At 38.0% G+C, this 23,288-nt stretch carries 19 protein-coding genes and 2 tRNA genes; 13 read left to right on the forward strand and 8 right to left on the reverse strand.

The annotated features are described in order from the left end of the window. Positions 1 to 37: 37 nt before the first annotated feature. From G592_RS17560 to G592_RS0110145, 3 genes are all read right to left on the reverse strand, one after another. The gene (locus tag G592_RS17560) at positions 38 to 178 is read right to left on the reverse strand and encodes a hypothetical protein (RefSeq protein ID WP_155942192.1); all 141 of its coding nucleotides are present in this window, start codon (positions 176 to 178) and stop codon (positions 38 to 40) included. Positions 179 to 316: 138 nt separating this feature from the next. After that, complete coding sequence (locus G592_RS17960; RefSeq protein ID WP_278244639.1) at positions 317 to 448, reverse strand: hypothetical protein; 132 nt, start codon at positions 446 to 448, stop codon at positions 317 to 319. A 176-nt stretch (positions 449 to 624) separates the two neighbouring features. Further along, positions 625 to 709 (reverse strand) — tRNA-Leu (locus G592_RS0110145). A 253-nt stretch (positions 710 to 962) separates the two neighbouring features. On the opposite strand from G592_RS0110145, the gene G592_RS0110150 reads away from it, so the two are divergent. Next, positions 963 to 2,774, forward strand: a complete 1,812-nt coding sequence (locus G592_RS0110150; RefSeq protein WP_028247726.1) for a carboxylesterase/lipase family protein — start codon at positions 963 to 965, stop codon at positions 2,772 to 2,774. A gap of 234 nt (positions 2,775 to 3,008) precedes the next feature. Here G592_RS0110150 and G592_RS0110155 read toward each other — a convergent pair whose 3' ends face one another. The 3 genes from G592_RS0110155 to G592_RS17075 are packed head-to-tail and all read right to left on the reverse strand — an operon-like array spanning position 3,009 to position 6,228. Next, positions 3,009 to 4,034, reverse strand: coding sequence for a tyrosine-type recombinase/integrase (locus G592_RS0110155; RefSeq protein WP_028247727.1), 1,026 nt, complete (start codon positions 4,032 to 4,034; stop codon positions 3,009 to 3,011). Beyond that, on the reverse strand, positions 4,031 to 4,999 hold the full coding sequence (locus G592_RS0110160; RefSeq protein WP_028247728.1) for a tyrosine-type recombinase/integrase: 969 nt from the start codon (positions 4,997 to 4,999) through the stop codon (positions 4,031 to 4,033). The genes G592_RS0110155 and G592_RS0110160 overlap by 4 nt, the downstream gene beginning before the upstream one ends. After that, positions 4,990 to 6,228 (reverse strand): tyrosine-type recombinase/integrase, encoded by a 1,239-nt coding sequence (locus G592_RS17075; RefSeq protein ID WP_028247729.1) that lies wholly within the window; start codon positions 6,226 to 6,228, stop codon positions 4,990 to 4,992. The genes G592_RS0110160 and G592_RS17075 overlap by 10 nt, the downstream gene beginning before the upstream one ends. A gap of 544 nt (positions 6,229 to 6,772) precedes the next feature. Here G592_RS17075 and ltrA point away from each other — a divergent pair. The 4 genes from ltrA (at position 6,773) to G592_RS0110190 (ending at position 10,700) form a co-directional block, all read left to right on the forward strand. Beyond that, a complete protein-coding gene (ltrA, locus tag G592_RS0110175) occupies positions 6,773 to 8,056 on the forward strand; it encodes a group II intron reverse transcriptase/maturase (protein WP_028247730.1) in 1,284 nt (427 codons plus the stop codon). A 173-nt stretch (positions 8,057 to 8,229) separates the two neighbouring features. Continuing rightward, the gene (locus tag G592_RS0110180) at positions 8,230 to 9,603 is read left to right on the forward strand and encodes an MBOAT family O-acyltransferase (protein WP_028247731.1); all 1,374 of its coding nucleotides are present in this window, start codon (positions 8,230 to 8,232) and stop codon (positions 9,601 to 9,603) included. Positions 9,604 to 9,614: 11 nt separating this feature from the next. Next, positions 9,615 to 10,487, forward strand: coding sequence for a GDSL-type esterase/lipase family protein (locus G592_RS16240; protein WP_051194867.1), 873 nt, complete (start codon positions 9,615 to 9,617; stop codon positions 10,485 to 10,487). 128 nt (positions 10,488 to 10,615) lie between these two features. Continuing rightward, positions 10,616 to 10,700: transfer RNA gene (locus G592_RS0110190), tRNA-Leu, on the forward strand. Between the two features lie 375 nt (positions 10,701 to 11,075). On the opposite strand, the gene G592_RS0110195 is transcribed toward G592_RS0110190, so the two are convergent. Next, positions 11,076 to 11,264: a hypothetical protein gene (locus G592_RS0110195; RefSeq protein ID WP_028247732.1), complete on the reverse strand. Its 189-nt coding sequence runs from the start codon at positions 11,262 to 11,264 to the stop codon at positions 11,076 to 11,078. A gap of 263 nt (positions 11,265 to 11,527) precedes the next feature. On the opposite strand from G592_RS0110195, the gene G592_RS0110200 reads away from it, so the two are divergent. Beyond that, the gene (locus G592_RS0110200; protein WP_028247733.1) at positions 11,528 to 12,397 is read left to right on the forward strand and encodes an AAA family ATPase; all 870 of its coding nucleotides are present in this window, start codon (positions 11,528 to 11,530) and stop codon (positions 12,395 to 12,397) included. Between the two features lie 31 nt (positions 12,398 to 12,428). Here the strand turns inward: G592_RS0110200 and G592_RS17080 are convergent, their stop codons facing one another. Continuing rightward, complete coding sequence (locus G592_RS17080) at positions 12,429 to 13,712, reverse strand: diguanylate cyclase (RefSeq protein WP_028247734.1); 1,284 nt, start codon at positions 13,710 to 13,712, stop codon at positions 12,429 to 12,431. Between the two features lie 181 nt (positions 13,713 to 13,893). On the opposite strand from G592_RS17080, the gene G592_RS0110210 reads away from it, so the two are divergent. From G592_RS0110210 to G592_RS0110240, 7 genes are all read left to right on the forward strand, one after another. After that, positions 13,894 to 14,601: an ABC transporter ATP-binding protein gene (locus tag G592_RS0110210; RefSeq protein WP_028247735.1), complete on the forward strand. Its 708-nt coding sequence runs from the start codon at positions 13,894 to 13,896 to the stop codon at positions 14,599 to 14,601. Between the two features lie 12 nt (positions 14,602 to 14,613). Beyond that, positions 14,614 to 16,950: an ABC transporter permease gene (locus G592_RS0110215; protein WP_028247736.1), complete on the forward strand. Its 2,337-nt coding sequence runs from the start codon at positions 14,614 to 14,616 to the stop codon at positions 16,948 to 16,950. A 171-nt stretch (positions 16,951 to 17,121) separates the two neighbouring features. Beyond that, on the forward strand, positions 17,122 to 17,805 hold the full coding sequence (locus G592_RS0110220; protein ID WP_028247737.1) for an energy-coupling factor transporter transmembrane component T family protein: 684 nt from the start codon (positions 17,122 to 17,124) through the stop codon (positions 17,803 to 17,805). Further along, on the forward strand, positions 17,784 to 19,217 hold the full coding sequence (locus G592_RS0110225; RefSeq protein WP_028247738.1) for an ABC transporter ATP-binding protein: 1,434 nt from the start codon (positions 17,784 to 17,786) through the stop codon (positions 19,215 to 19,217). The genes G592_RS0110220 and G592_RS0110225 overlap by 22 nt, the downstream gene beginning before the upstream one ends. After that, positions 19,198 to 19,797, forward strand: coding sequence for an MptD family putative ECF transporter S component (locus G592_RS16250; protein WP_081660394.1), 600 nt, complete (start codon positions 19,198 to 19,200; stop codon positions 19,795 to 19,797). The genes G592_RS0110225 and G592_RS16250 overlap by 20 nt, the downstream gene beginning before the upstream one ends. A gap of 18 nt (positions 19,798 to 19,815) precedes the next feature. Then, positions 19,816 to 21,552 carry an ABC transporter ATP-binding protein gene (locus G592_RS0110235; RefSeq protein WP_028247740.1) on the forward strand — a complete coding sequence of 579 codons (1,737 nt, stop codon included), beginning with the start codon at positions 19,816 to 19,818 and terminating at the stop codon, positions 21,550 to 21,552. Continuing rightward, entirely contained in the window at positions 21,549 to 23,273 is a 1,725-nt protein-coding gene (locus tag G592_RS0110240) for an ABC transporter ATP-binding protein (protein WP_028247741.1), read from the forward strand. The genes G592_RS0110235 and G592_RS0110240 overlap by 4 nt, the downstream gene beginning before the upstream one ends. Positions 23,274 to 23,288: the final 15 nt, after the last annotated feature.

Here is a 23,288-nt window from a genome sequence, read left to right on the forward strand (position 1 = left end):
AACAGAGTCCCTTTTGAGACTCTGTTTTAGTTTTTGTTTAATTATTAAAAATTCCTATAATCTTCTGTACCAGCGAAGGCTTAGGCTCAATCATCTTTTCTAAATCCTCTTTATAATGACCTTCTTTGTAAGCTCTCGCAAGTTTTGATTCCATTCTCTTAATGCTTTCTTCATTCATAGCAAATCCCTCCTTTTAGTTAGACTATGAAAGTAATTAGAAAACATTAATCTCCCAAAAATGAATCTCATACCACCTAAGGTGTGTAATAAGAATATACATCAAAAGGTATGTATTAATTGTGAAGTAACTGGGATATCACTGTGATTTTTTAGTGTTCTCATTCTCAGTATTATAATCAGACTTTGTTGAAGCTGATTCCTGATCAACAATATATTTTAATAGGGCGTTAAATGGGCAAACTTCATTTCCACAACATGGACATTTCATAGGTACATCTCCTTTTGCTATAAAAATAATGCTAATTATATTAATGAAAAATAAACAACATCGGGGATTATACCACAGATTTACGAAAATGTGAATTAAAAAAGAGCAACCAAAAATGGTTGCTCTGTAAAAAGTCAAAATAAAAGAGCAACTATGCTTAGTTGCTCTCAAAATCATGCGGAAGGCGGGACTTGAACCCGCACGCTCGCAATGAGCACAAGATCCTTAGTCTTGCTCGTCTGCCAGTTCCGACACTTCCGCGTGCTATGTAAGTAATTTCTGAAAGAAATTACTTGCCCAGAACTTCCTTGCCGAAGGCAAGTCTTCAATGAAGTTCTTCCTTGTTAGCGACAAGAAGTATAATATCAAAGACCCGCCCCATAGTCAACACTAAATTCACATTTTTTTTATAAAATTTTTATTGGTTCTTTATTTACAAAAAAGAATTATGTGATATGATATTTAGAAAGTTAATGCAAAATTGAATTGTGTAAAATCGAAGAAAGGGTTAAATATGTTTTTTTCGATATCCGTAATAATAATCACATTATTATATTTAGTTATTTTAGAGCTTTCCAAAAACATGGTAATAGGATGGATAGTTGGTATTCTTGCCGCTATTATCATGCTGGCAGAAAGATATATGCTTAAGAAGCAGAATATTGTATCCCGCAAGTCTAAGTTAATAACATGGGGATGCTTTATTTTAGTTTTGGTTGTAAATATGTTATTCACAAGACCACAAATCAAAAATGTTCCAGCCGTAGAAGTAAAGAATCCACAAATTACAGAAGTTGTTCAGGTCAAGCAGGGAAATCTTCGAGGCGTTTACAATGAGGATAAGACAGTAAGAGTTTATGCAGGTATTCCATATGCAGCACCTCCTGTTGGTGATTTGCGTTTTAAAGAACCTCAAGATCCAAAAAGCTGGAGTGGAATAAGGAAATGTGATGAATTTGGCCCTATGGCCATGCAGGCCCGCAGCAATCCATTTATGGATAGCTTGTCACATATTCTTGGCTGGCATGATTATCAGGTTAAGTTTGGTGACGAGTATCTTGAGGAGATGAGCGAAGATTGTTTATATCTTAATGTATGGGCACCTGCCACTGAGGATAATGAGCTTAAGCCTGTAATCTTTTATATTCACGGAGGCAGCCTTACAACAGGTCAGTCTTCTTATTCTGAGTACAGAGGCGAGGATTTGGCAAAGCAGGGTGTTGTATTCGTAAACTTTGCATATCGTCTTGGAGTATTTGGTTATTACACAGCAGATGATTTAAAAGTTGAGTCTCCAAATGGCACTACAGGAAACTATGGCCTTTTGGATCAGATTGCAGCCCTGAAATGGGTGCGTGAGAATATTGAGCAGTTTGGCGGAGATCCTAATCAGATTACTATAGCAGGAGAATCTGCAGGATCATCAAGTGTCAATGCATTGTGCGTTTCACCACTTACTGAAGGCATGTTTAATTACGCTATTGCAGAATCAAGTGGAATCGGCGCAGTTGAGCCATTCCATACATTCCGTTCATATGATGTGGCTTTAGAGGAAGGCCAGAAAGTACGTGATACTTTTGGTGTATCTTCTTCAGCAGAGCTGAGAGATATTTCAGCATGGGAACTTCTTAAGACCGATAGCGACCAGTCGGCGATGACAGTGGACGGCTATGCCATAGTTGAGCAGCCATATCTTACATATGAGAAAGGAAACAATCACGAGAAGGCTCTTCTTAACGGATTCAACGTTAAGGAGTCAGATGCTTTCCTGTTGACAACAAAGGCTACAGCGGATAATTATGTGGAGCTTTTGGCGGAAGATATTGGAGAACAGGCAGAGGAGATGGCAAAGGTAGTACCGGCCGACACTCCACAGCGTGACCAGCATTTCATTGTAGATTCCCTTGGAGATGCCAAAGGAGCACTTAACACAGCTTACTCGGCAATCTGGTTCAGTTATTCTCATTATTTATGGAACAATTATCTGATTGAGCAGGGCAAACCTACCTACGAATATTATTTTACAAAGACAAACAATATTCTTTCTAATTATCATGCAGGAGAGTTACCATACGCTTATGGAAATCTCTGGAGACATCCAGGACTTTATGATGAGGAAGATTATAAGCTTTCTGAGATAATGCAGAAATATTGGGTGAACTTTGCCAAGACTGGAGATCCAAACGGAGAGGGTCTTCCTAGATGGGAGATGCGCTCTACCACACAGGATAAGCTGATTCAGCTTGATACAGAAATTAAGATGGTGGATGATCCAAATCAGGAAATTTACAAGGTAATAGATAAATACCAGGATTCATTGAGATAAAAATATTAAGACAGCCTTAAAAATGGGCTGTCTTATTTATATGTTTGCGCGCCATGGGCGCGCTCTAACGGGTGTAAGTCCCAAACACGCCCAGATAGTGGGAAGTGTATAGCCGAACAGCAAGGGTGTCCATCGTGAGGTGGAATCTGAATTATCCAAGTAGAAATATTATCCGAGAAAAAATCTGGTGATGTTGTATTACTTAGAATTCCAAACTTTTTTCCCGGATAACTTTTATATTCTGTTCAAAAAGTGCAGACCAGGATAAGAGTGTTTTGCTTCATTCTTCTTTTCTTCTACCATAAGAGCAGCCACAATTCCATTCTCTTTAAGATATCTATTTTTAAGTTCATCGCTAACTGTTGCATAAATCATTGTTGTCTCTATGGATGAATGTCCGAGAAAATTTTTTATCACTGGAAGTGGTATCTCTGCTTCCAACATATGTACTGCAATCGAATGGCGAAACGAGTGGGGAGAGTAGTTCTTTTCGCGGAACAATGATGGGTTTTCCTGTTTAGCCAATCTCACATATTTTTTTACGATTTCCTCCACACAGGAGATTGTCATATGCTCATTTGTCTGACTTGAAAAAGCATGGCTTTCCAAAGAAGTCAGTTTATTTTCAGATGACAAGTAATCTCTTAATAATACAGCACATTGCGTAGGAATAGTTACTTTTCTTGCTTTATTGCCTTTGCCGACAAGTTTTACGGACGTTTTATCTCCAAAGTGTATGTCACCGACTTTAATGTCGCACAATTCCTGAGCCCTTGCACCTGTTGCATATAGGACACTGAGTAAAGTGCGATTTCTAATATCAATCCTTTTGATTCCGCTTGGTATATGTAGCAGTAACTCGATCTCTTCTTTGGTAAAATAAACAGGAATTGTCTTTTCGGATTTCTTTTTTGGTATTCCATTTACCGCACTGTAGAATCCGGCAGCCATGACAGGCTCCCTGGTTATAGCATATTTCGCAAAAGCAGATAATCCACTGAGCTTTTGATTCCTCGTATTGATACTGCATCCGCGCATTTCTTCCATCCATACAAGAAATGCTTCAAGTGTATTCTGGTCAAAAGTATTGAAGTTGACTTTTTCCGGGGGCAGTGTCCTTGTTTCCTTCAAAAAGGCAAAAAGCAACTGAAATGTATATGTATAAGATCGGATAGTGTTCTGGCTTAATCCTTTTGTGACAGTGATGTATTTTGAAAGGTAATCAGACAGAACCTCTAAGAATACATTTTGTTTCTTCATCTGGTCACCTCCGGAAACACGCCTTCCGTGTATTGGGATATCTTCTCGTGCGCTTCATTATATAATTCGTAAGAAAAACGCAGATACCGGTCTGTCTCCATGATATTTTCATGTCCAAGATAAGTAGACAGGAATGGAACAGTGTTTTCAAACGTATCTCCGGAATTCTGAAAAGAACGAAAGGCAAATGTATGTCTTATGCAATGGGGGCAGATACCTCTTTCTCCTGGATGTTGGCGTATTTGCTGGATGCCGCTTTTTTCAAGCGTTACTGTAAACCAACGCTGTATCCAGCTTTGACTGGGAGGTTTCCCACCTTCACATGCAAAGATATATACTTCTGGCATGGAAAGCATCCCCCGTCTTATCAAGTACTTATACAAAAGAACGGCAGTGCTCTCCTTTACTGGAACTAGACGTTGACGTTTTCTTTTCGCTTTCTGGATATTCAGGGAATTCTGAGTAAAATCAACATCCTTCACTTGTAAAGATAATGCCTCCGATACCCGAAGCCCACAAACATACAGTATACGAATCAACATTGGAAATACAATCGGCATATCAGTGCCTGCCCGTTTTAATGAATCTGCAAGTTTATCCGCTTCCATAATAATTCTATTCCACTCGTTCTCATTAAATATATATGGAACATAGGTACTTGATGGTTTCCTTGGTGTCTCTGGAATGTAACATATGATTCCCTCTGCCTGCAGAAACCGTGCGAATCCTCTTAGTTCTATATATTTCCGTTTTCTTGTTGCCGGTGAGCATAAAAGATTTTTATCCCACTCAAAAATAACTTCTTTGCTTAGGCAGAGCTTCTTTTCAGCATTGTCTGGAATATAACAGTCAAGTTCTCTGAATAAACTTGCTATATTTTTTGTATAATGCCCTGCTTTGTGACGAAGCTCAAGGTATTGTTGCATTTCTTCGTATAACGAATTACGGTATTGATTCATTTCCATTCACCGCCTTCCAGATAGGATAGAAATTTCCCTGTTGCAATCGGACATTCGAGCGAACATTTTCGTAACTGTTCGATATCAATAGCAACATATCTTTTGGTAGCGTTTGGATCGGTATGCCCCAGAATCTTTTGCACGATTGGATATGGGACATTATCAGCTATAAGTCCGCTTGCCAGACTGGAACGCATGGCATGAGGTCCCTGATGTCTGCCATCAGCAACAACAGCAGCAGAATGTATCCTTCCCGAAACAATACTCCATACAGCACCTCTGCTCAATGGTTGGTAAGGAGCTTGGGTACTGTAAAAAAGTTTTCTGTTTTCCAACAGTGGATTTACCTCTGACAGATAAGATTCCAGAGCATCTTTTACTGGTGGAAGAAGCTCTGCGCAATACGGCATTCCAGTCTTGGACTGTTTGAAAGATATATAACCGTGTTGAAAATCTATATTTTCTGTTTTAAGCTCAATGAGATCTTTCACCCGTAAACCATAAGTCATTAAAATAATTAAGACTGCATAATCACGTTTACCAATGAGAGTCGTAGTATTAATTCCAGCTAAGATTTGAACCAGTTCTTGGGTATCATAAACAGACGGCAGTTTCTTTTCGGAAATCACAGAGGGCACGGCGTTTTGAAGTTCAAGATCCGTTAATCCTTTTTTATGCAGGTATCTTAAAAAATGTGGTAGTTTCTGGCACATGCCTTCCACAGAACCTGCTGAAAGAACGGAGCAACCTACATGGGTTCCGGAAACTTCTTTTAGTGAACGAATGCCTTGTTCATAAATAGACACCAAAAACTGAATTGCAAAGATTTTTCTAACTTCAATAGTAGCAGGTTTATATCCCTGTGCAGCCATGTCAGCTACATAGTCATCTATTATATTTCGAAAAATCAACGGTGGTAATTGTGCACTTTTATTTATTCGAAATTTATATGGTCTATGTAAAAGATAATCATTAAAGTGTCGGATTGCTGTCTGGATATGTTTTCTGGTGCTTTCACTAACAGCTAGCGTTGGAAGAATATCTACAATAAATACATGGGCAGATTTCTCCGTGTATGTTTGTTCAGGCAATGAAAAGACATATTTTTTTAGCCTGTTAAGATGAGATTTGTAACCACTAATAGTTGATTTTGAGTACCCCCTTTCCAAAAAATCTTTCAGAAATCGCTCTGCTTGTGATTCAAAGATTGCTTGAGTGCAGATTTGAAAATCCATAAGTTTCTCCTTTCTAAATGTACTATAATACTGCATTATAATCGGAGAAAACTTATCCGAGAAGAAGTCTGAAAATACTGAATTATTCGTTCAAACTCAAGAACTTCTCGGATAATAATTCAACTTGGATAATTCAGATTATCTGAGTTCTCAGATAATCTGAAGGAAGCTGTAAGCAAATCTCTGGTCCGACGGACAGGAATCACATATAAGGCTAGGCTACGAGAGATAAGTTGGCATATAGCAACAAAGTCTAATAACTATCACATTTGTAGTAGCAGAGTAAATGTGGCGGATATATGGAGAGAAAGAGCGTGCACCTTAAGCGTGGAGGTCTCACAGAGGTTCCATTAGCCTAGTAACAACGAACTGTGAGAAGTCAGCCGAACCCATAGTAGCAAAGAAGTCTCTGTAATGGAGATGGAGCGAAGGGGTGAACAATCAACAAGTTTGAGTATGTCTCGTGTTGCAGGGATGACAACATCTGCCGTAATCAATCGGGAAAAGGGTGGTCAAATCAAGCGAGGCGAAAAGGAAAGAACGCATGGACACAAGTAGTCTAATGGAGCAGATACTGTCTAGTGCTAATCTCAATAGTGCATATCTGCAAGTCGTACGAAACAAAGGTGCAGAGGGAGTGGACGGAATGAAGTACACAGAACTCAAAGAACATCTAGAAAAGAACGGCGATATCATCAAGGAACAGTTGAGAACAAGAAAGTATAAACCTCAGCCGGTTCGAAGAGTGGAGATACCAAAGCCTGATGGTGGTGTCAGAAACCTAGGAGTACCAACAGTAACAGACAGATTCATACAACAAGCCATAGCACAGGTATTAACACCAATCTATGAGGAACAATTCCATGACCACAGTTATGGATTCAGACCTAATAGATGTGCACAGCAAGCAATCCTAACAGCGCTCGATATGATGAATGATGGTAATGACTGGATTGTAGATATTGACTTGGAAAAGTTCTTCGACACAGTCAATCACGATAAACTTATGACTATCATAGGTAGAACCATAAAAGATGGAGATGTTATTTCTATCGTTAGAAAATACCTAGCCAGCGGAATCATAATCGATGATGAGTACGAGGACTCCATTGTGGGAACACCACAAGGAGGAAATCTCTCGCCATTACTGGCGAATATCATGTTGAATGAACTTGATAAGGAGATGGAAAAGCGAGGGCTTAACTTTGTAAGATACGCAGATGATTGTATCATCATGGTTGGAAGTGAAATGTCTGCTAATAGAGTCATGAGAAATATCTCGCGATTCATTGAGGAGAAACTAGGTCTCAAGGTCAACATGACCAAGAGTAAAGTGGACAAACCACAAGGACTTAAATATCTTGGATTTGGATTCTACTTTGATTCAAGGGCACACCAGTTTAAGGCAAAACCACATGCAAAATCAGTAGCGAAGTTTAAGAAGAGAATGAAAGAACTTACCTGCCGTAGTTGGGGCGTCAGTAACAGCTATAAAGTGGAGAAACTTAATCAGCTCATCAGAGGTTGGATTAACTATTTCAAGATAGGAAGTATGAAAACTTTATGTATGAAGTTGGATAAACACATCCGATACAGACTCCGCATATGCATTTGGAAAAACTGGAAAACTCCACAAAATCGTGAAAAGAATCTTGTAAAACTTGGAATTGACAGAGATACTGCAAGACGTGTTGCATACACAGGTCAAAGAATAGCCTATGTTTGCAGCAAGGGAGCGGTGAATGTAGCAATAAACAACAAGAGACTAGCCTCATTTGGATTAGTCTCAATGTTAGATTACTACACCGAAAGGTGTGTTACTTGTTAAGTTGATTGAACCGCCGTGTACCGAACGGTACGCACGGTGGTGTGAGAGGTCGGAATTTCTCACTTGTGAGAAATTCCTCCTACTCGATTTTCGTAATAAAAAGGTAATTTAAAATTTGTGGAATAGGCCATATTCTTGGGGTATACTATAGCTATGAATGAGGGAGAGATATTATGACCTTTTCAGATTTGAATTTCATTTTTAGAGCAATGCCTCTATTTTTATTAATATATTATGTTTTCTCAGCCAAGCTCAGACCTTGGCTTCTTGTTGTTGCCAGCCTTGCCTTTTATGTAGTTAATGATTGGAAGTTTGTAGCTCTTCTTGTGGGAGCCACAATTATTAATTATGGATTTGCCAAACTGGTTGAAAAGAAGAAAAAGGCCGCTCTGGCAGTTATTATTATTTTCAACGCAGGCCTATTATCATTTTTCAAGGTGGCAGGCAGACTCAAGCTTGGAATCGCATTTCCTCTGGGACTTAGTTTTTATATTTTCAAGATGATTTCATATCAGGTGGATTTGTACAGAGAGCAGATTAAGGAAGTTAGCTTTAGGAACATTTCCGCTTATTTCACCATGTTTCCACAGATTATTTCCGGACCTATCAGCAGATTTTCATATGTGGAAAATAATAGTGCCTGGGCAGTTGTACCAGCAGAAGAACGTCCATCAAAGGGGCAGCGTTTTCAGGCCATTCTTGCCATGGTGGAGGATGGATTAAAGTATTTTGTTATTGGTCTTTTTATGAAGGTCATGATAGCAGATCATCTGGCAGTTCTTTGGTCAGATATCAAGACTATCGGATATGAGAGTATTTCCACACCACTTGCATGGCTTGGAGCTTACGCCTATTCCATGAATCTTTATTTTGATTTTTGGGGATATTCGCTTATGGCGGCAGGTCTTGGCGTGATGTTGGGGTTCCCATTTATTGAAAACTTTATCCAGCCATACGCGGCTAATTCCGTATCAGATTTCTACAGACGCTGGCATGCCACACTGGGAAGCTGGTTTAGGGATTACATTTACATTCCTCTTGGTGGAAGTAAAAAGGGCACAGGTCGTACCATATTTAATCTGCTTGTAGTATGGCTAATCACAGGTCTTTGGCACGGAATGGCTGTCAACTTTGTTTTGTGGGCAATGGCACTTCTTGTGATAATACTTGTGGAAAAGTTTATTCTTTCTAAGTGGGAGAAAGTTTACAAGATTGTAGGGCATCTCAATGTGTGGGTTCTTATTCCTTGTACATGGGTGATTTTTGCAATTCATTCAGTGCGTAAACTTGGCACATATGGCCTTAGACTTTTCCCTGTGATTAATAATGGTATCGCAGTAAATAAGAATGATATTCTCTATTTATTGCCATCTTACTGGCCATATTTATTGATGGGATTGGTTTTGGTTATTCCTTTTGTGCAGACATTTTACAGAAAGCACAAGGAAAATATATTAGTAACACTAGTTTTATTTGTAATGTTTTGGATTTCAATTATTAGTCTTGCAAATTCAGCTGGTAATCCATTTATGTATTTGAGATTCTAGAGGATTTGGTTATGAAGATCAAAGGTTATTTATTGATTATTTTAATAGTGGTATCTGCTGTGGGGCTGTCGGTGTGCAGCTACATTTACACCCCTGCAAAATATCAGGAATATTCTGCGGGCGTGGATAAGGAGCCTGTTATGGCCCCTATGTTAAAGGGCGTAACAGCAGGTGTATTTCCATGGACTCCTGTGGAGGAAGCAGAGGATTCCAAGCCTGAGGAGCAGCAGGCTAAGGATGAAGAAAAGCAGCCTGAGGCAAAGATTGAGGTTGTTGAGCCTAAGTCATTTACAAAGGTTGAAGATGATTACTTTGATGATGCTGTTTTTATTGGCGATTCCCGAATGGTAGGTCTGTCACAGTATTGTCCTGAGATTGATTCGAGAGCTACATTTTTCGCTAAGAAATCTCTTACCATTTATAATCTGCAAAAGGATGCATGGATTGATGTGGAAAATGGTCCAAAGGAGACTATCTTTGATGCTTTATCCAAGATTTCCTTCTCAAAGGTTTATATTATGGTCGGAATCAATGAAATAGGCCGCGGAACAAACGAGACATATCATGATGCTTATGCAGATGTTATTAACAGAATCCGTGAGATTCAGCCAGAGGCACTTATCTTTATCAACAGCACTATGCATGTGACAAAAGAGAAGAGCGAAGGGGATGAACTTTACAATAATGGAAACATTAATGTTAGAAATGCAGCCCTGTTTGATCTGATAGATTATCAGCATGTTTTTTACCTTAATATCAACGACATGCTTGATGATGCTGAGGGTAATCTTGATGCCTCACTTTCAGGTGACGGAGTGCATTTAAAGGGCTCTTGCTATGAGCCTTGGCACCAGTATTTATTGTTCAACGGAGTGGTAGATTAAGAGGTCGGAATTTTCTGATTTATTCTTATAAAGTTCGTCAGTTTAATTTGTCAAAAAGCGTTGACTATGTTGGGTTCCTTTGATATTATACTTCTTGTCGTTAAGAGACATCAGTCACTAACGCAAATGCGGAAGTGTCGGAACTGGCAGACGAGCAAGACTAAGGATCTTGTGCTCATTGCGAGCGTGCGGGTTCAAGTCCCGCCTTCCGCATTGATTAAAAAGCAATCACCAAATGGTGGTTGCTTTTTTTGTTGCTCTTTTCACCCCATCTTCCGCAGGTTTCTTGCTTGTTTATCAAAACAGAGCCCAGGAGCCCGCATATCTTCGTTAACCATTGATAAAATATCTCAGATTTTCATCTGATTAAAGAATATTTATCAAAAAAGATCTTCTAAACCCGCATTATTCCATTGGACATTGATATAATTCATGCAACTTTCCAAAATCTAATTGAAAATTTATCAAAAGCTAACGAGAATACCTGCATGCCAGATGCTTCTTATGATAAATTGCACTCAATCAAAAGAATTCTATCTGTTGAGGATAATAAAGGCTATTGCAAAATCGCAATAGCCTTTAATTTATTTACTGGTTGTCTTCAACTAATTCAGATTCATTCTTCTTCTTATTCTTCATGTCAGCCGAAGCTACATAAAAGCTGTAGCTAAATAGAAAATATCCTATTGCACTACACATACCATCAAATAAGAATATTAACATTAATGCGATTGAAAGCACGATCCAGTATTTTTCTGAGTTGTTTTTGAAATTCATTTTTTATCCTCCATTATTTTAAGAATTTGTTATATGGCAAAAGGCAATTTCGATTTCCTTTTGTCTGTTGCTTTGTGATTTTAGAATAGCGGAATTCTACCGCATTATCTATCAAAGATCCTTTACAAACCGCGAAAATACGGGATGTAAAGAAGGTTTTACATCTTCTTTTATGTGTAAAAAAGTAGTGCAACCAATAGTTGTCTATGATAATATGTAATACAGAACATAAGTTTGCGAACGGCTAGGGAGACATATACAAATTGGTATACTTAAAGAATTTTTACTTTGCCTCAGGAATTGCTGAGGATTTGTATTTAAATGATATAAAAAGAACTTGCTACGACAGCTTTTATCCTTTTATGATATTGCCTCAGAAGGGTATAGATGAAGTGGAGTTTAGGGACGTCACTATCCTTTATGGTGGCAACGGCTCAGGCAAGAGCACAATGCTAAACATTATAGCTGAGAAAATTGGCGCTGAAAGGATGGCGCCATACAATCGCTCTAATTTCTACGAGGATTATCTGGGATATTGTGACATGGATTATGCTAATGCCCAGATGGAAGAGAAGCTGATTATCACTTCCGATGATATCTTTGATTATATGCTGGATATTAGAAGGTTAAATGAGGGAATAGACACTAAAAGGGAAGAGCGATTGGAAGAGTACCTGGACTATAAGTACAATTCATACCAGCTCAAATCAATTGACGATATAGATGAGCTAAGAAAGCGCAACGCAGCAAAATCCCAGACTCAGTCTAAATTTATAAGAAAGACTCTGATGGACAATGTCCGTGAGTATTCTAATGGAGAGTCAGCCTTTAGATATTTCACAAGTAAGATAAAGGAAAATGGCATTTATATTTTAGATGAGCCAGAAAACAGTTTGTCTCCTGAGATGCAGCTTGAGCTGGTAGATTTTCTGGAACAGTCTGTCAGGGCATTCAGATGCCAGTTTATCATTGCCACTCATTCGCCATTTATTTTATCTATAAAAAATGCGTATGTGTATGATTTGGATAAAGACCCTGCCGGCCCTAATGACTGGCACAATCTGAAAAATGTGCAGGCATACTATAAGTTCTTTATGGATAGAAAAGAAGAGTTTGAAGAAGCTATAAACTAAGAAAACTGGTAGCCAACTGACTACCAGTTTTTTATTCCAGTTTTTTCAAGTACTCCTTATTTTCATACATCTTTTCATCGGCGGCTTTGAATACGGCGGATACATTTCCTTCATTGTTGTATCTTGCCATGCCACAGGCTATGACAATGCCTCCGGTCTTCGTGGCCTCCATATTGCACTCAGCGAAATAGTTTAATAATTCATCGATGTTCTCATAGTCCGCCCCTTGGGAGATGGCGATGAACTCGTCTCCACCGATTCTAAAAACAGGGCTGTGTTTGAATTTTGTGCATATTATTTTACAAGCCTCACAGATGTATTCATCTCCAGCCTGATGACCTAAAGTATCATTGATAGTCTTAAGATTATTGACATCGAATATCGTAATCGCAAACTGAGCCCAACCCTTATCATTGATGGTTTTATTTAGCTTTGCCTCAAATTCTACATAGGCAGTTTTATTTCTTATACCAGTTAATGCGTCTATGTTAGCTCTGTTCTGAGCATTTTCCAGTTTCTTGTTATATTCCTCCTTGATTACCATGGCATCGGTTACATCCTGACATAGTCCAAGCAGGCAGGTCTTTCCAGTGGCATCCATAAATTTAAGCTTTGTAGTCTGAAAACGTCGTGGGTTTCCAGCAGCGTCAGGAACATCCTCATAAAAAATATAAGGTTTATTCATTAACAAAGCTTTCTTGTCATCATCCACAAAATGCTGAGCCGTGGCCTCATCAAAAATTTCAAAATCAGTAAGCCCAACAACACCTTCAGGGGTCTCTTTATGGGCATAATCAGCAAACGCCTGGTTACAGGCGATATATCTTCTTGTAGTAAGGTCCTTCGAAAAAGTCATGGCAGGCATGTTAGATAGAAGAGAAGTAACAGATTCCTGAAGATCCATAATCTTTTTTGTAACTTGGTCACCTGCCTCTGTGTACCATATGTAAATAAGGTGCACTCCGTTTTCCAAGTCCACGTGTTTTCCAATGGCATGCATAACTTTAAATTCTGCATCTATTTTCATACCAGCAGTACGAGAGCGATAGATAATGTCATAGGTATCTCTATTTTCCAGAGAACGGTAAGCTTCAGTTTCAATTAGAGATACGTCTTGAGGATGGATATTATAAAACACATCTTTTTCCAAAGCTTTATAAGCCTGCTCTCTACTTTCAAAACCAAAGGTCTCACAGTAGCCATCAGACAAAACTCGAGCAAATATTCTATTATCAATAAGTTGATAGATTGCCAGAGCATGAGGCAATTGCTCATAAGCACTCTGAATATCATCACTAAATCTGAATAAATCCATAATATCACCACACGTGTTTTCTATATAAACCCCTAATAATGATAGCATCTAACTGTGACTATCCACATATCAATATGTGAATTTTTTGTAATTGTTATTGCAAATAACATATGAATATATTATCATACGTTCAGAGGTAAGTTAAGACTAACTATGACGCACTTGGAAAGGAGGACTTATTATGCCAGAGAATTTCTTAGAGGTAAAACAGATTTTTAAAGCCTATGGAGAGGGAGACAGTAGGCAGGAAGTTTTAAGGGGAACAGATTTCTCGGTGGCTAAGGGGGAGTTTTGTGTACTCTTAGGACCATCCGGTTCAGGAAAATCTACACTGCTAAATATCATCGGGGGAGTTGATAGTGCAGATTCTGGTTACATTTCAATTGATGGCGAGAAGCTTGAGGACATGAATGAAAAGGCGCTGACCAATTACAGACGTAAGCACCTTGGATATGTATTCCAGCTTTACAATCTTATTCCAAATCTTAATGTGAAGGAGAACATTGAGGTTGGTGCATATCTTTCAGACAATCCACTTGATATTGATGACTTGCTCCACACTCTGGGGCTTTTTGAACATCGCTATAAGCTTCCAAACCAGCTTTCAGGAGGACAGCAGCAGCGTACTTCTATTGGCCGTGCCATTGTAAAGAATCCTGATATTCTTCTTTGTGATGAGCCTACAGGAGCCCTTGATTACAACACATCAAAGGAAATCCTAGGACTTATCGAAAGCGTAAACCAGCGATACGGAAATACGATAATTATGGTTACTCACAATGAGGCGATTTCTCACATGGCTGACCATACTATCAAGCTTCGTGACGGTATTGTCCGTAAAAACATAGTAAACGAGAACAAGATTAGCGCAGCTGATTTGGATTGGTAAGGGGGTGATAATATGAGATCACCACTTATTAGAAGAATTCCAAGAGAGCTACTTGGAGAATGGAAAAAATACTTTGCCCTATTTGGAATTATGGTAATCACCATAGGATTCGTTTGCGGTCTGTTTGTGGCTAACAATAGTATGGAGACAGCAGGTAAGGAATCCTTTGAGAAATACAATATCGCAGATGGATATTTTAACTTAAGGGACGAGGCTACAGACAAGCTTATCGATGCCATTGAAGACGAGGGTATTACCACTTATAAGCAGTATTATAAGCAGGTAAGTGAACGCATCCCAAATAAGAAAAACGCAGAGAAATCTGACATCAGAGTTTTTGTAAACAGAGAACAGGTAAATAAGATTTGCCTTATGAAAGGTGAATTTCCAAAAGCTAAGGATGAGATTGCTATAGACAGAATGCACGCTGAAAATGTTGGTGTAAAGATTGGTGATTACATCAGAGTTGATGGAAACAATATGAAGATTACTGGTCTGGTAGCCTTTTCTGATTACAGTGCATTATACGAGGATAATAGCGAGATTATGTTCAATGCCATAACCTTTGACGTGGCTGTTGTAACTCAGGAAGGTTTTGACAGCATTAAAGGCGCTACAGTTTATCAATACGCATTTACGTATAATGACAAGCCAAAGGATACCGAGGATAAGAAATTAAAATCCGATGATATCGTTGAGCGACTTTATAAGCTTGCTGCTACTGGAGGAGACGAGGATAATCCTGATTTCGAGCACCTAAATGAGGTTACAGGATATCTCCCTGAATATCTTAATGAGGCCATTCATTTCTCCCTGGATGATATTGGAAAAGATAAGATAATGGGAGAAGTTTTACTTATTATCCTTATAGCAGTTATCGCATTTATTTTTGCCATTGCGGTAAGTAATACTATCGTAAATGAAGCATCGGTAATCGGAACCTTAAGAGCTTCGGGCTACACAAAGGGAGAGCTTTTAAGACATTACGTGACAGTTCCTATAATAGTAACTTTGCTTGCAGCTCTTATCGGTAATGTTTTGGGATATTCTTACTTTAAAAACGTAGTTGTAAACATGTATTACAATTCCTATAGTCTGCCTACTTATGAGACACTGTGGAATTCTGATGCATTTATCAAGACTACCGTATATCCGGTATTACTTGTAATAGTGATAAACTTTGTGGTTATTTCTGGAAAGCTTCAGTATTCGCCATTACAGTTCTTAAGAAGAGATTTGAGTAAATCAAAAAGAAAAAAGGCTATTCGTTTGCCACGTTGGAGCTTTTTAAATCGCTTTAGACTTAGAATTTTAATGCAGAATGTGACAGGCTATTTCACCCTGTTTATTGGAATTTGGTTTGTAATGATTTCTCTTAGCTTTGCAGTGGGTCTGCCAGCCACACTAAAGAACTATCAGAACAACGCCATTGATTATATGATTGCTGACCATCAGTATATTCTTAAAAAATCTGTGGATGCAGATGGAAATAAGATTACAACTGATGAGAAATCTGCCGAAGAATACAGCTCCCGAATTCTTCTTACAATAGATGGAGTGCATGTTGATGAGGAAGTAACAGCATACGGATATACGAATAACAGCAAATATTTTAATCTTCCTTATAAGGCTGATAAGTATGAGGTATGGGTGTCTGAACCTTTTGCTGATAAGTTCTCTCTTCAGGAGGGACAGAAGATTACCTTAAAGGAACACTACACCAGCGACACCTATGATTTTACAATTAAGGGAATCTACAATCAGCCTGGAATAGTGGCAATCTTTATGCCAAATGACAAGTTTAATGAGATCTTTGACTATGATGATGACCATTTTACAGGTTTCATGTCTGAGAAAAAGCTGGATGATTTAGATGAGAATAACATTCTTACAGAAGTTACCGTGGATGATATTTTAAAGATGGTAAGACAGCTTGATCATTCCATGGGTGGATACATGGATTATTTCTCATACGCATGTATGGCCATAGCGGTACTTTTGATACTATTGCTTACAAAAATCATCATAGAAAAGAATACAGTCTCAATCTCCATGCTAAAGGTATTAGGTTACACTTCTGGAGAAATTAACAGTGTATTCATCCGACTTACAACAATTATGGTTGTGATATTTGCAGCCATTACAGCAAATCTTAGTACTTTTGTTATTAGTGAATTCTGGAAAATCATTATGTATGAGATGAATGGATGGTTTAAATTCTATTCAGGACCAAAGGACTATCTTAAGATGGTAATTATGGTTATAGTCTCTTATTTGATAGTAGTACTGCTTGATATGCGCAGAATCAAAAGAATACCAATGACAGATGCTCTAAAGAGCGTAGAATAACGCTTTTTTATCAGGACGTCCTCCTTATGAGGGCGTCCTTTTTGAATGACAAAAATCGTTTTATAACATAATTCTTGTTGACAAACTCGAATTTATGGGGTAGATTCTATCTGAAAGGTTAGTATGGACTAACAGAAGATAGGCTTATCTAATATGAGGAGTATGTTAGTTATGAAGTCATTGAGGTTAAATCCAATAGTTTTAATTCTAATAAATATTATAGCGCCATCCATGTATATATTTATAAGTGGAAAATATCTGCAAGCTTTTCTTTTTGTTTTTGCCAGTATGCTTTTAATTCTCATGGGTAGGTTTAAGAGTCTGGCGGTCCTCTTCATAGTTTATTTTGGAATGATGGGCATATATTATATGACGGTAAATAATGAGAAGCTTCAGTTTATAGGGCTATTTCTTATAGTTTTAGTACAATCAGTTCCATGTCTTGCTTTGGCATCTATTTTAGTTCGTAAATATAATTCTGCACAGCTGTTATCGGCGTTAGAAACAATCCATATCCCAAGAGTGCTGGTAATTGCTGTCACAATCACACTTAAATATATCCCCACTTTTAAAAGAGAATTCAGTTATATATTAGAGTCCATGCGTCTAAGAGGAATCAGTTTTACATGGAAGCATCCGATAAAGAGTTTTCAATATTTTATTGTACCTCAGCTGTTCAGGTGCGCAGCTCTCGCAGAGGAGGTTACCGCGGCAGGATTTGTGAAGGGGATAGATGTTCCTGTGAAACGTACCTCTTACTATGAGGAACGAATCAGAGTGTCTGATGCTGCGGTGCTACTAGTATTTGTGACTGGACTAGCTGGAGGATTTTTATGGAAAAGAATGTACTTGTAGCAAATAATTTAACCTTTAATTACGAGGAAAGTTCGGAAGGTATTTCTGATATTAATTTTTCAATAAACGAAGGTGATGTAATTCTACTAACAGGAAATAGTGGTTGTGGAAAATCAACATTATTAAAGTGTCTGAATGGTTTAATTCCAACTGTTACAGAAGGTGAACTTTCAGGAGAACTATCAATTAATGGAGACAGTTATTCAGAATTAAAGATGCATCAGATAAACAAAATAATAGGTTCGGTTTTTCAAAATCCAAGATCACAGTTCTTTACTGAGAACACCACTGCAGAGCTTGTATTTCCAATGGAAAATTATGGGTATAAAAAAGCTGATATGCAAAAACGTTTAGAAGAATTACAGGGAACTTTTGGCATACACCAGCTTATGAATAGAAACATCTATACTCTTTCCAGTGGCGAACGTCAAATGATAGCTTTATCATCAGCGGTATCCATGAATCAAAAAATCCTGTTGTTTGATGAGCCATCAGCAAATCTGGATTATGGTAACGCAATGCTCCTAGGCAAGATTATCAAGGAGATGAGAAATAACGGATATACGATAATTGTGGCAGACCACAGATTCTTCTATCTTAACGGAATTATAGATAAAGTTCTATTTTTAGATAAAGGTAAGTTAAAGCTATATGATTCGGAAGATGAATTCAAAAGTAGTGGATATGACACAAGAAGCTTTAATATTTTTTCACTTGATATACCTTTCAGGAAAAGAATTGATTATGAAAGTGTTGTTGCTAGCATGAAAAATGTTAGCTTTAAAAATATCTTGGAGGATATAAATCTTGAGCTTCACAAAGGCGAGGTGACTGTTCTTGTAGGACCAAATGGTGCAGGTAAGACTACTCTTGCAAAGCTACTGTGTAAAACATACAGGCCAACATCAGGAACTGTTGATACTGATGAGTTGCCATTTTTTATTATGCAGGATCCTGACTACCAGCTTTTTGGAACCTCAGTAATTAATGAACTAACACTTGTGAAAAATGACATAGAGAGCATAAAAAATTGTCTTGATAATCTAGGCTTGCTTCCATACAGACATAAACATCCATTTGATTTAAGCGGCGGACAGAAGCAAAGATTACAGATAGCAATGGCGACTCTATGCGAGAAAACGTTAATTATATTTGATGAACCTACAAGTGGACTTGATGTGTATTCTATGCACAGCGTGGTGAAAGAAATACTGAAGTTAAAAATAAATGCAGGAGTACTTGTGATATCTCATGATTATGAATTCATAAGACATGTTGCAGACAGGGTAGTATTTTTGGATGAAGGAACCATAAAGAAAGATTTTGTTCTGACAGAGGATTCTTTATCTGATTTAAATAATATTTTTAAGCATATGCAGGAGGAAAGATGTAATGAAAAAGTTGAAGATTAAAGACGTAATAATGATAGCTTTGCTATCTGCACTGTACATGGTTTTTTACATGTTATCAATGGTTATCATAGCACCACTTGGTCCATTTGGTCATTCTATTAGCTGCGGAATATGCGCACTTTTAACAGGCTCTATTTTCTTTTTCATTAGCAGAAAGATTGGAAAGTTTGGTCAGTTCATGTTGATGCAGGCAATTTGTATGGTTCTGTTTTCCATCATGGGAGCAGGATATCTACCATGGGTAGTGACTTCCATGGTGGGAGCTTTGATAGCAGATTTTATTGCATCAAAGGATAACAACCAACCAGTGTTTAAGGTTGCCTTAGCATCAGGAATATTTCATGTTGGACAGGCTTGGGGAGCCATAATTCCATCCTGGTTCTTCCTTGATAGTTACAGAGAAGAATGGATTTCAAGAGGGCAAACCCCTGAAGCGATGGATGAAATGATAAAGTACACTTCTGGAGTAATGGGATTGGTATCAACAATTATCGTATTTGCGTTATCGGTAGCTGGTGTTTATCTGGGATACGTAATCCTAAGAAAGCATTTAGAGAAAAAAGATATTGCTATGGCATAGCCGAGAGGAGAAAAAATAATGTTCAAAAAAGTAGCACCATATATTGGTGGATACAAAAAATACACCATAATAGCTGCAGTTTTAGCAGGCTTCGGTGTGTTGGCCAGCGTGTTACCATATTTTATCCTATATCAGCTGTTAGGACCCCTTAGCCGACATGAAGTGCTCACAGTTGATTATATCGCGCCAAGAGTTTTAGGCATTTTGGTATGTGAAATTTTGTATGCATATCTCTATAACAAAGGACTTTGCTTTTCGCATTATAGTGCCTACCACGTATTAAAAAATATTAGAGTCGCCCTTCAGGGGAAACTTGAAAATCAGCCGCTTGGAAATATAGAGGATATTGGAACAGGTCGAATTAAGAAAGTCTTTAATGATGACATTGAGCTAATTGAAATTCTTTTGGCTCATGCTATACCAGAGGGTATAGCAAATATTTTCATCCCAATGTTAATCCTTGTTTTAATGTTTGTTTTTGATTGGAGATTGGCATTGCTTACATTTGTGCCAATTATATTGGGGATCCTTTCGATGGGTATGATGATGAAAAGAGGTATGGCAAAAATGGATTTGTATTATAAATCCGCTGCCGACATGAATAACAATATCATCGAGTATGTAAACGGAATGGAGGTTATAAAAGTCTTTAACAGAGATGGCGAATCATATATGAACTTCAAAGATAAGGTACTTTCATATAGAGATTTTACTCTCGATTGGTATAAGGAATGTTGGCCATGGATGGCGCTTTACATGAGTATTTTCCCATGTATTTTTATGTTTATCATGCCAGTAGGTTCACTGATGATTCTTCATGGAACACTTACCCTTGATAAATTCATTCTTGTTTTATGTATGTCCTTTGCAGTTGGCCCGTCGATTATAAAAGCTATGACTCTTGGTGGAAAGTTCCCAGAGCTAAATTACAAGATTGATGAGCTTGAAAAGCTTCTTAGTCATGAGCCTTTGAAGAGCAATAATAACAAGTTCAGGGGCAAAAATCTTGATGTGGAATACTGTGATGTGAGCTTCGGTTATGGTGACGATGAGGTAATCCATGGTGTTAGTCTTTCACTAAAACAAGGCACTACTACAGCGCTTGTAGGAGAATCTGGAAGTGGAAAATCTACTTTGGCAAAGCTTTTGGTTCATTATTATGACCTTGATGGCGGTTCAATAAGAATTGGAAATCAGGATATTACAGATATATCACTGGAAGAGCTTAATAATCAAGTGGCCTATGTGGCCCAGGAGCAGTTCCTGTTTAACACAAGTCTTTATGAAAATATTCTCATTGGAAATCCTAAAGCTACAAGGGCCCAGGTTGAAGATGCAGCCAGAAGGGCACAGTGCACGGACTTTATTGAAAAGCTTCCTAACGGACTCGATTCACAGGCTGGTGATTCTGGAAAGTTGCTTTCAGGTGGTGAGCGCCAGCGCATTGCTCTTGCCAGAGCGATTTTAAAGGATGCACCAATTATTGTTTTAGATGAAGCAACTGCATTTATGGATCCTGAAAACGAGGAGAAAATGAATGCAGCAATTGCTGAAATAATTAAAGATAAGACCGTTTTAGTAATAGCTCATAGATTATCTACCATTAAAAATGCAGATAAGATTTGTGTTATGAAGGAGGGCAGATGCATTGCAGCTGACAAGCATGAAAAACTGATAGAGAGCTGTCCTGAATATACAAAACTTTGGGAGGCATCTGTATCTGCTAGCTCATGGAAGATTGGAGGTATCGCATGATAGAGATAATGCATAGACTCATTGAATCCACTGGTAAATACAAAACTCGAATTCGATGGTCATATTTAACATCCATAATAAAAGGTATCCTGATGCGATTGCCAATGTTTATCTGCTTCATAACTATTGATTTCTTCATGGAAGGAATAATGGATGTAAGAAAGTGCTATATGCTTGGAGGTGCAATACTAGCATGTGTTTTACTTCAGGCTTTATTTGAACATATCACAAACGTCTTACAATCTGCAGCTGGATATATGGTATTTGCGGATAAACGTTTGGAGCTGGGCGAACATTTAAGAAAGCTTCCAATGGGATATTTCACTGAAGGAAATATCGGAAAGATTAGTTCTGTTCTAGCAACCGATATGTGTTTCATCGAAGAAAACTGTATGACAGTTATGGGAGAGCTTGTAGCCTTTTTGGTATCCCAGGCAGTTATGACAGCCATGATGTTTTATCTTGATTACAGGATTGGAATACTGACAGTTATCTTTGTTGCGCTCCACATTTTTATCGGTAGAAGGATGTTGAGAAATACGCTGGATCATTCCGTAGTTAGACAGGAATGTGCGGAGGCGCAGGCAAAAGCAGTAATTGATTTTGCTGAGGGAATTGGAATCATCAAGTCATATAACATGCTTGGAGAAAAATCAAAAGATCTTTCATTAAGTTTTGATAAGAGCTGTGAAGAGAATATAAAATTTGAATTTGATTATGCACCATGGGATTTGTCTTGTGCTTTGACATATGGAATTGGTACCACTGCAATATTAGGATTGGCCAGCTATTTATATCTTCAGGGCAGTCTTACAGGAGTATATCTTCTAGGTATTATCATGTTTATGTTTGATGTGCTTATTGCCATGAAATCTTTCTATGCGCAGATTGCCAGAATAACAATTACCGACGCAGCCTTAGATAGAATTGATGCTATTTTTGATGAGCTTGAAATGGCTGATGATGGCACAAAAGTAATTCCTGATAAATATGATGGCAACGAGATTGAATATGATAATGTCACATTTGCTTATGACGAAAAAGATGTAATCGAGAACGTATCATTCTCTGTGAAGAAGGATGAGATGATAGCTTTAGTTGGCCCATCAGGTGGTGGCAAATCTACTATAGCCAGTCTTCTTGCAAGATTGTGGGATGTAAAGTCTGGCAGCATAAAAATTCGAGGTGTGGATATCAGAAATGTGCCTATATCTGATTTGATGAATCATATCAGTATAGTTTTCCAGAGAGTTTATCTGTTCCAGGATACTGTTTATAACAACATTGCTATTGGACGACCAACAGCATCAAAGGAAGAGGTTTATGAGGCGGCGAAAAAGGCAAGATGTTTGGAGTTTATTGAAAAATTACCAAATGGCTTTGACACTGTTTTAGGAGAAGGAGGTGCAACACTTTCAGGGGGAGAAAGACAGCGTATATCTATTGCCAGATGTCTTTTAAAGGATTCACCAATTGTTATTTTGGATGAGGCAACGGCCTCGGTTGATGCAGATAACGAAAAGGCAATTCAGGAGGCGATTAACGAATTGGTAACAGGAAAGACGCTGATTGTTATTGCACATAGATTAAAGACTGTAAGAAATGCCAATCAGATTTTCCTAATTGACAACAAAGGTATTTCCGAATTTGGCACTCATGAAAAGCTTATTGAAAAGGCTGGAAAATATTCAAGAATGTGGGAGATGAGCAGCATCTCTTAATAAAAAGAATATAAG

The sequence above is a fragment of the Pseudobutyrivibrio ruminis CF1b genome, from assembly GCF_000424005.1.
Taxonomy (GTDB): Bacteria; Bacillota; Clostridia; order Lachnospirales; family Lachnospiraceae; genus Pseudobutyrivibrio; species Pseudobutyrivibrio ruminis_C.